The organism is Nitratireductor sp. XY-223 (assembly GCF_004959855.1).
In the GTDB taxonomy this organism is placed as follows: domain Bacteria; phylum Pseudomonadota; class Alphaproteobacteria; order Rhizobiales; family Rhizobiaceae; genus Hoeflea_A.
In genome coordinates this window covers 1-8,856 of record NZ_SPNT01000035.1, presented here as the reverse complement: position 1 = coordinate 8,856, position 8,856 = coordinate 1, and the positions used below count along the sequence as shown (strand labels likewise).

General features: G+C 61.4%; 5 protein-coding genes and 1 pseudogene. All 6 read left to right on the top strand.

What is annotated here, in order from left to right; translation table 11 throughout:
- The first annotated feature begins 227 nt into the window (after positions 1 to 227).
- The 6 genes and pseudogenes from E4M07_RS28610 (at position 228) to E4M07_RS28585 (ending at position 8,798) form a co-directional block, all read left to right on the top strand.
- A complete protein-coding gene (locus tag E4M07_RS28610) occupies positions 228 to 890 on the top strand; it encodes a hypothetical protein (RefSeq protein ID WP_348640547.1) in 663 nt (220 codons plus the stop codon).
- A gap of 342 nt (positions 891 to 1,232) precedes the next feature.
- Positions 1,233 to 5,546: a strawberry notch family protein gene (locus E4M07_RS28605; RefSeq protein WP_136661831.1), complete on the top strand. Its 4,314-nt coding sequence runs from the start codon at positions 1,233 to 1,235 to the stop codon at positions 5,544 to 5,546.
- Positions 5,546 to 6,577, top strand: a complete 1,032-nt coding sequence (locus tag E4M07_RS28600; protein WP_136661830.1) for a toprim domain-containing protein — start codon at positions 5,546 to 5,548, stop codon at positions 6,575 to 6,577. Before E4M07_RS28605 ends, E4M07_RS28600 begins: the two co-directional genes overlap by 1 nt.
- Before the next feature lie 270 nt (positions 6,578 to 6,847).
- Positions 6,848 to 7,761: pseudogene (locus E4M07_RS28595) on the top strand (DUF2493 domain-containing protein).
- A 172-nt stretch (positions 7,762 to 7,933) separates the two neighbouring features.
- Entirely contained in the window at positions 7,934 to 8,380 is a 447-nt protein-coding gene (locus E4M07_RS28590; RefSeq protein ID WP_136661829.1) for a hypothetical protein, read from the top strand.
- 130 nt (positions 8,381 to 8,510) lie between these two features.
- The gene (locus tag E4M07_RS28585) at positions 8,511 to 8,798 is read left to right on the top strand and encodes a hypothetical protein (RefSeq protein ID WP_136661828.1); all 288 of its coding nucleotides are present in this window, start codon (positions 8,511 to 8,513) and stop codon (positions 8,796 to 8,798) included.
- The last annotated feature ends 58 nt before the right edge of the window (positions 8,799 to 8,856 follow it).

Below are 8,856 nucleotides of genomic sequence, written 5' to 3'. Positions count from 1 at the left end.
CACAGCGCGCAAGTTGCTCGCGATCATCTACGACACACTGAAAAACGGCTGGGTCTTCGATGACTTTCCGGCATTCAAAATCGCGGGACAGAACAATCCTGCTGGACAATCATCATAGGAGGTCTTCCATGTTTTCTCCTTCAAGTCCGGCCCTCCCGGTCGGGCAACCACCACGCCTGCGCACAATTTCACTCGGTGCCGGTGTTCAAAGCACGGCGCTTGCTTTGATGGCCGCCCACGGTGAGATCGGTCCAATGCCCGATTGCGCGATATTCGCCGATACCGGCCGGGAGCCGCGCGCCGTCTATGAGCATCTCCAATGGCTTCGGTCCGGCAACGTCCTTCCGTTTCCGGTTCATATCGTGTCGGCCGGCAACATCCGCGACGACATCCTGGACAGTTGCAGGCCGCAAGGGCGGCGGTTTACATCCGCCCCGTTCTTCAGCCGCGAGATTTTTCCGGCCGGGTCCGAGCGCCCGGTCTTCGATGAGGATGAATACGGTAATCGCGTTCAGGTCGGCACGCGCATTCTGACGCGCGACGAATTTCGGGACGGCATGGGTAAACGCCAATGCACGTATGATTTCAAGATCGCGCCGATCGCCAAGAAACAGCGCGAACTGCTCGGATATGCCCCCCGGCAACGGATTCCGGCCGGCGCGGTGGAGGTCTGGATCGGCATCTCGCTGGACGAGGCCATCCGCATGAAGCCCGCGCGCAATACATGGCAAATCAATCGCTGGCCGCTGATCGAGCAGCGTATCTCAAGGCAGGCCTGTCTCGCCTGGCTGCGGCATCACGGCTATCCCGAGCCAACAAAATCCGCCTGTATCGGATGCCCGTTCCATTCCGACGCGGTGTGGCGTGAGATGCGCGACAACGATCCGTAAAGCTGGGACGATGCCGTCTCGGTAGACCATGCCTTGCGGGCCACTGGTCCTTGTCGGGGTATGCGGGCACTGCAATTTATGCACCCCAGCCGCCAGCCCCTGGAGGAGGCCGATCTGGCAAGCGCGGAAGAGCGCGGGCAGCTCAATCTGTTTTTGAACGAGTGCGAAGGCATGTGCGGCGTTTAGGCATCTCGCTTTGCGGTCTCCACCAGATACGCGTGCCGGGATCAATCCTCCTTTTGAGCGGCCGCAAGAGGGAGAGAAGGGGACGGGAAGGGCAAGCCTTCCCGGGACCAGAGAGAGTTTCCGGGCGGGCGTCACGCCAACTTCCGGAGATTTTTCATGAACATTGCCGTTTCCCCTGCGCAGCCGCTGCGCTTTGCTGCATCCATCGTCGCGGCCGGCCGTCTGCTTTTGCCGTCCCTTGAATCCGGCCGGTCCGTTGATGCCTCATCGCTGCGGGCCGCCATGGAGGAGGCCTTTGATGCCTCCGATGCCGATGGTGCCTGGTCCTGGAAGGACGCCTATGAAGCCGCCGAATGTGCGCAGGTCCTGTTCGTGCTCAAATATGGTTCCGCCATGCGGCGCCAGTCGAAAGATGCGGCCGCGTTCCTTTCCATGCTGGAACGCCTGTCCGGGCTGGTTCCCTCGCATACCCGCCGCTCCGAAGAATCGCAGGACCTTCAGCAATTCTCAACACCGTTGCCGCTCGCTTTTGTTGCGGCACAGGCCGCCTCCATCCGTCCCTCGGACCTTGTCCTGGAGCCATCGGCCGGGACAGGCCTCCTGGCGTCTTTCGCGCGGATCGCCGGCGCTGACCTTGCGCTCAACGAATTTGCCGGAACGCGTGCCGAGATCCTCGCCGAGTTGTTTCAATGCGGATCCGTGACACGCCACGACGCCGCCAGCATCGATGACCGGCTGGATCGGTCGATCGAACCCACGCTTGTCCTGATCAACCCTCCATTCTCCGCTGCACCGAATGTCTCCGGACGGTTCAAGAGCGCGACGGCGCAGCACGTGCGCTCCGCCCTGGCGCGTCTGCCGGACAACGGCCGCCTGGTGCTGATCTCCGGATCGGGATTTTCGCCCGATGCGCCGCAGTGGCGCGGGTTTTTCGAGGACCTGCAGGAACGGGCCCGCGTCGTCTTCTCGGCCGCGATCGACGGCAAGGTCTATGCCCGCCATGGCACCACGACCGAGACCCGGCTGACCGTCATCGACAAAAAACCGGCCGGCGATGCCAACCCGTTTTCGGGTCTTCATGATAAGGTGGATACGACAAGGGCGCTCCTGGATCTCGTCGTCAACCACGTTCCGCCTCGAGCAGCTGTGACGGTAGCACCGGCGGCGAAGCCGACAAAAATTGCCGCCCTTCGGGACAAGGCGTTGGTCCGCGCCCGCGCGGCAGCGGCAGAGCGAGACCGGCATCCCTTCGAACGGATCGAACCGGTTGACGTGACCTATGTCGCGCGGGACTGGAGCGAAAGCACCAAAGCGCTGTCAGTCTCGCTTTATGAGCCCTACCAGGTTCAGTCGATCGAAATTGCCGGCGCCGGCGCCCATCCAACCACATTGGTGCAGTCGGCCGCGATGGCCTCGGTCGCGCCGCCATTGCCAACCTACAGGCCAAAGCTTGCACCCGCTCTGATCGCGGACGGGGTGTTGTCTGAAGCGCAGTTGGAAACGATTATCTATGCCGGCGAGGCACATTCGGGACATCTGCAGGGACGTTTTACGGCCGATGAAACATTCGACCGGCTTGATGTTGCAGCAGAAGATGCCGAGGGAGCATTCCGGCTGAGGCGCGGTTTCATGCTGGGTGACGGCACCGGCTGCGGCAAGGGCCGCCAGGTCGCCGGGGTCATCATGGACAACTGGTTCGCCGGCCGCCGGCGGGCGGTCTGGCTGTCGAAATCCGACAAACTGATCGAGGACGCGACGCGCGACTGGACGGCCCTTGGTGGCGAGGCCTCCGACATCGTTCCCCTGTCGCGTTTCAAGCAGGGCACCGAGATCCGGTTGGACCAGGGTATCCTGTTCGTCACCTATGCGACACTGCGATCGGCCGAGCGGCAAGGCAAGGCCAGCCGTCTTCAGCAGTTGATTGACTGGTTGGGCAACGATTTCGACGGCGTGATCGCCTTCGACGAATCCCATGCCATGGCGAATGCTGCGGGCTCCAAGGGCGAACGGGGCGATACCAAGCCTTCGCAGCAAGGACTCGCAGGCCTGCGGCTGCAGCACGCCGTGCCTGATGCGCGCGTCCTGTACGTCTCGGCCACCGGTGCAACGGTCGTCGCCAATCTCGCCTACGCGGTCCGGCTTGGTCTGTGGCAGACCGGCGATTTTCCTTTCAAAACGCGAACCGACTTCGTTTCGTCGATGGAGGAGGGCGGCATCGGCGCCATGGAGGTCATCTCCCGCGATCTGAAAGCCCTCGGCCTATACATCGCACGCTCCCTGTCGTTCGTCGGTGTCGAATACGACATGCTGGTTCATGAACTGACCGCCGGTCAGCGCGACATCTACGACGCCTATGCGAACGCTTATCAGATCATCCACAAGAACCTGGAAAAGGCCCTGGAGGCCTCGGGCATCAATTCGGAAGACAAGACGTTGAACGTCCAGGCGAAGAGTGCGGCGCGCAGCGCGTTCGAGAGTTCAAAACAGCGCTTCTTCGGTCACTTGTTGACGTCGATGAAATGTCCGTCCCTCATCAAGTCCATCGAAGCCGATCTTCAGGCCGGGCATGCGGCCGTCATCCAGGTCGTTTCGACCTCGGAAGCTTTGCTCGAGCGGCGTCTCGCCGAAATCCCGCCATCGGAATGGCACGATCTGCAGGTCGACGTCACGCCGCGCGAATACGTGCTCGACTATTTGAATCACTCATTTCCGACACAGCTGTTCGAACCCTATACCGACGAGAATGGCAACCTTCAATCCCGCCCGGCCCGGGACGACGATGGCAACGCCATTGAATGCCGGCAGGCGGCCGCGGCGCGTGACAGCTTGATTGAACATCTGTGCGCATTGCCGGCGGTTCAAGGCGCGCTTGATCAGATTATCTGGCGATTCGGTAAAGATCAGGTTGCTGAAGTGACCGGGCGATCACGGCGGATCGTGCGCACTAGGGACGACCGGCTGAAGGTCGAGAACCGGCCGGGATCGTCCAACCTCGCTGAGGCCGCGGCCTTCATGGACAATCAGAAGCGCGTGCTCGTGTTTTCGGACGCCGGCGGGACGGGCCGCTCGTACCATGCGGACCTCAATGCGGCGAACGACCGGTTGCGGGTTCATTACCTATTGGAGCCCGGCTGGCGCGCGGACAATGCCATACAGGGTCTTGGCCGGACGCATCGGACCAACCAGAAACAACCGCCCCTGTTCCGGCCGGTCGCCACCGATGTCAAAGGCGAAAAGCGGTTCCTCAGCACAATCGCGCGGCGTCTGGACACGCTCGGGGCGATCACCAAGGGGCAGAGGCAGACGGGCGGGCAGGGCATGTTCCGGTCCGAAGACAATCTGGAAAGCGTCTATGGTCGGGCTGCGCTGCGGCGGTTCTTTCTCGATATCGTCGGGGGACGCGCCAAGTGCTGCTCGCTGGACGAGTTCGTCGATCTGACCGGCCTGTCCCTGCTCGACTCGGACGGGACACTGCGCGAGCAGTTGCCGCCGATCTCGCAGTTCCTGAACCGGGTCCTGGCCCTGACGATCGACATGCAGAACAGCATTTTCGATTGCTTCACCGAAATCCTCGATGGCCTTGTCGAGGATGCGATGGCCGCCGGCACATACGATGTCGGTCTTGAGACGCTGCGGGCAGAGCGGTTCGAAATCAGTGGCCGCAAGGTGATCTATGAGCATCCGGGGACCGGCGCCGAGACCGTCGCCCTGACGATCGAGCGGACAGACCGCAACCGGCCGCTCGACCTGGAGGGTGTACGCGAGCTCGTCGAAGGCTATCCGGACGCCCGTTTTATGATCAACCGGAAATCCCGCCGCGCGGCGATCTGTATACCGACAACCAGTCTGACCGAGGAAGACGGAACCACGCATCGCCGCTTTCGTCTTCGGCGGCCCATGGCGACGGAGAAACTGCTCGAGGTTCAACTCGAGGCCTCGAGATGGGAAATGGTCGACGATACCGCGTTCGAAGTCGCATGGGAGGCGGAGCTCAAATCGATCCCCGAGTTCACCACCTCGACATTCACCATCATCTCGGGCCTGTTGTTGCCGATCTGGTCGCACCTGCCCTCGGACAACATGCGTGTCTACCGTCTGCAGACAGACGAGGGCGAGCGCGTCATCGGCAGGCTGGTCACGCAGGAGCAATTGATGCGGCTTTGCGGCGATCTCGGCGTCGACAGCGACATCGAAATGTCCGCTGCCGATGTCAGTCAGGCGGTCATGCTCAGGGGCACCAGGCTTCATCTCGCCGGCGGCCTTTCGTTGTGCCGCTCGCGCGTGATGGGGACCAATCGCCTGGAACTGACCGGGTTCGGGCCGTCCAGCCTGCCGGCGCTGAAGGCGATCGGCTGCTTTACCGAGATCATTTCGTGGAAGACCCGTGCGTTCGTGCCGACCGACAATGAAGAGGTTCTGCAAAAGCTCCTGCAGGACCACCGCGTCGTGACAACGCGGGAGGCAGCATAATGTCCGCCGCACGCGAGATTGTCGAGCAATTGGCCGCCCGGACGGAGGCCTTTTGCCGGGCCTGGTTCCCGAACGGGCGCCGGGTCGGGAATTACTGGAAGATGGGTGACACCACCGGCGCCGCCGGCCGCAGCCTCGCCATTCGCCTCAGACCGGCTGGTGGCAGGGCCGCAGGGCGTTGGTCTGATTATGCGACCGACGAATTCGGGGACTTGATCGATCTCATCGAGATGCACAAGAACTGCAGCAAGCGTGAGGCCTTCAACGAAGCCCGGCGTTTCCTGGGCCGGCCGGATCCGGAACCGGATCGCCCTTCAATGCTCGATGGGGTGGTGTCCGGCCGGTCCAGCGACAAAACCGAGGCCGGCCGGCGGCTCTTTTCGATTGGACGACCGGTCGGAAAAACACCGGCCGAGCGCTATCTGCGTGGCCGAAACATCAGCCGCTTCGGATCGGCGCTCGCTTACCATTCGCGTGTGTATTTCCGGGATGCGGATGACCAAACCCGGCAGCTTCCGGCGCTGCTGGCCGCCATCACAGATAATGACGGTGCGATCACCGGATGCGCCCGGACGTTTCTTGATGTCCGGAACGATGCGCTCGCGCCGATCGAGGAGCCCAAGCGCGTTTTGGGACGGCTTTATGGCAACGCCATTCGCTTTGCCGGTAGACCGGGCAGTGAGGACCTGGTCGCCGGCGAAGGCCTCGAGACTGTCCTGTCCGTCGGATCGGCTTTTCCGTTGCTCAGCCTGGCCGCCTGTCTGACGGCGAACCATCTGGGACTGTTCGATCCGCCGCCGCAAATCAGACGTTTGTGGATTGCGAGAGACAATGGCACGGCCGGCGAGAACGCCGCAGCAAGACTCCGGGCGCGAGTCGAGCCGATGGGAATGACCGTCTACGAACTGGCGCCGGAGCGCGATGACTTCAACAGTGACCTGCAGGAAGATGGGCTTATGGCATTGCGTGTTCGGTTAACGGCAGCCATGCGCGATTGCGGCATCGATCCGCCGGAGGTTCTTCAGAGGTGACGGTTCGGGGGCGGCCGTGCCGTCCCCTTGTCCGACCTGTCCGAATTGGCTGTCTTTGCGATTTACCAGCCCGGGTCGGACGCAGAGGCGTCCTCGCCCGGACCGCGACAATTGCGGCCGGGAAATTTCCCCGGCCCCAAGGGGCCTCCTCGCGCAGCAAATTTCCCGTCCTTCATTGTTCTCCGCTTCGCTTTGACCCTTCGGGCGCAATCCGGCCGCCGGGCTGATCCATCGCGCCATCCAAAACGGACAGACGAAAGGAACAGTCTCATGGCAACCGAACACTTCGAACACCTCTCCAGCCCCACCGCAGCCATCCTAGAACGCTTAGCCGCCATGAATGGCTTCAAACGCCCCGCCGATGAGCCCGATCCTCGCCCCTTGCCCGAAACCGGATCCGTCGAAGCCGCGATGGGGGCCATGGTCGAGGCATCCATGACATTACTTGCCGACACGGCCCTCGAGGATGAGCTGGACGAAGTGCTCTGGTCAATCGTCAACATCTTTCACCGCAGGGTGACCCACATCGACAAGCTGCTCGGCGACAATGAGAGCGAACAACGCGAACAGCAACGCGCACAGGACGGATCGGAGGTCAAGAGCGTCGAACTCGAGCGCCTCTTTCAGAAGGGCCAGAACCTGACCGAGAAACGCGATGCGTTCGAGGAAATCCGGGACTGTGCCGGCGAGCACTACCGCGCACAGATCGGTTCGGCCTGGCTGCCGCGCACGGGCTCGAAAGTGTCCCACAAAGCCCTGACCGCTGCCGTCATCGAAAGCCGGGATTTCCTCTCGGCCAAACGGCGTCGGGAAAACGAAGTCCATTGTCCGGATGGCACACGGATCGCCTTCGCCGGCGGACCGGAGGTGCAGGACCACAATGCCATTTGGGCAGTGCTGGATCAGACCCGGGAAAAATATCCGATATGATCCTTCTTCATGGGGCTAACCCTACCGGAGCCGAATTGATTGCGGCCAAGTGGGCGGAAAACCGCGACGTCACACAGGTCCCGTTCAAGCCCGACTGGAAGACGCACAGGAAAGCCGCTCCGTTCAAGCGCAACGACCTGCTGCTCGACACGATGCCCAAGGGCCTGATTGCCTGTCCTGGAAATGGCATTACTGAAAATCTGGTCGACAAGGCGAAAAAACTGGGTATTCCAATCAAAAGGATCGGGGCCTGAGGCCCCTTCGGGGTGCGCAGTCATACGATTGCGCATTCCATCGGCAGATACTGCGCCGGTCAAACATCATCTTTAGAGCGATGAACCAGGCAAGAACGCGATAGAGTTTTGACATTGTGCAACAATTGATGACTAATAAACTCAAGGTTGTAGTGCGTGCGGAGACAGGCCGATGATACTCGATGCGAATTTGCTTCAGGCGGTAGAAGAGCAAATCGTCCTCGATGCAAGGGTGACCGTGGAACGATTGCGGCGCGCTACGCGGCGAACCGGTGATGATCAACTCGACAAGGATGTCGCGGATGTGTTCGAGCCTGTCGAACCGATGCCCGGCAGGGTTCTGAGCGACGGGGAAATCAGCCGTCTCGGTATTTCCGTCCGGGGATGGCATTTGTTCGCCGAACGAGGATCCGAACTCGTCGGCGCCACGCGGATCCACACGCCCCTCGACCATCCGGATTTTCGGCTGCATGTCAGCGCTTGCGCCCGGAAGCTGTCGCGCACCTGTTTGGGTACGGAGGCCGGGACCGATTGCTGCATCTTCGCGGCCGAGCACTACAACCGGCGTTTGCTGAGCCGGCATCCGGTTTCGCAGTTCATCGAATGGCCGGTTCGGTGACCCGTAACATCTTCGGGGATGATGACAGGAAATGCGCTGACCTGGCGGTCGTGTGGCGTCCGAAGATCGCGGATGCGTTCGAAGTCTATGTCACCCTTGTCCAAGTCATCGTTTCCGCTGGACTTCGCGCATGAGTGGCTCTTTTACCTGGAGTGCAATCGTTCGCATCGGCAGCATCAACGCGTATAAGAAAGCGACGACCATAACCGTTGTGCACGAATATGCGACCAGGGATGATCGCGGTTCATGGAAGACCGTGCCCGTGTGGAACACTGTGGTGTGCTTCAAGCCGCCCCTGCGCAAACTGCTTGAATCGAAGCTTGCCGAAGGGGACCTGGTGCACCTGACCGGAACCGTTGGGGATGTCCCGTTCTCTGTTGAAAAAGAACTGAGGATTGGGTGGCGTTGCTTCCCCTGAGCATTAAGCTCAGGGCATTGAACCTGAAAGGAAGCAACACCATGAAGACGATTAGCAC

Bases quoted from the DNA above. Each gene is read 5' to 3' on its own strand.
- E4M07_RS28610 (WP_348640547.1), top strand. From the start codon at position 228: ATGGCCGCCCACGGTGAGATCGGTCCAATGCCCGATTGCGCGATATTC.
- E4M07_RS28605 (WP_136661831.1), top strand. From the start codon at position 1,233: ATGAACATTGCCGTTTCCCCTGCGCAGCCGCTGCGCTTTGCTGCATCC.
- E4M07_RS28600 (WP_136661830.1), top strand. From the start codon at position 5,546: ATGTCCGCCGCACGCGAGATTGTCGAGCAATTGGCCGCCCGGACGGAG.
- E4M07_RS28590 (WP_136661829.1), top strand. From the start codon at position 7,934: ATGATACTCGATGCGAATTTGCTTCAGGCGGTAGAAGAGCAAATCGTC.
- E4M07_RS28585 (WP_136661828.1), top strand. From the start codon at position 8,511: ATGAGTGGCTCTTTTACCTGGAGTGCAATCGTTCGCATCGGCAGCATC.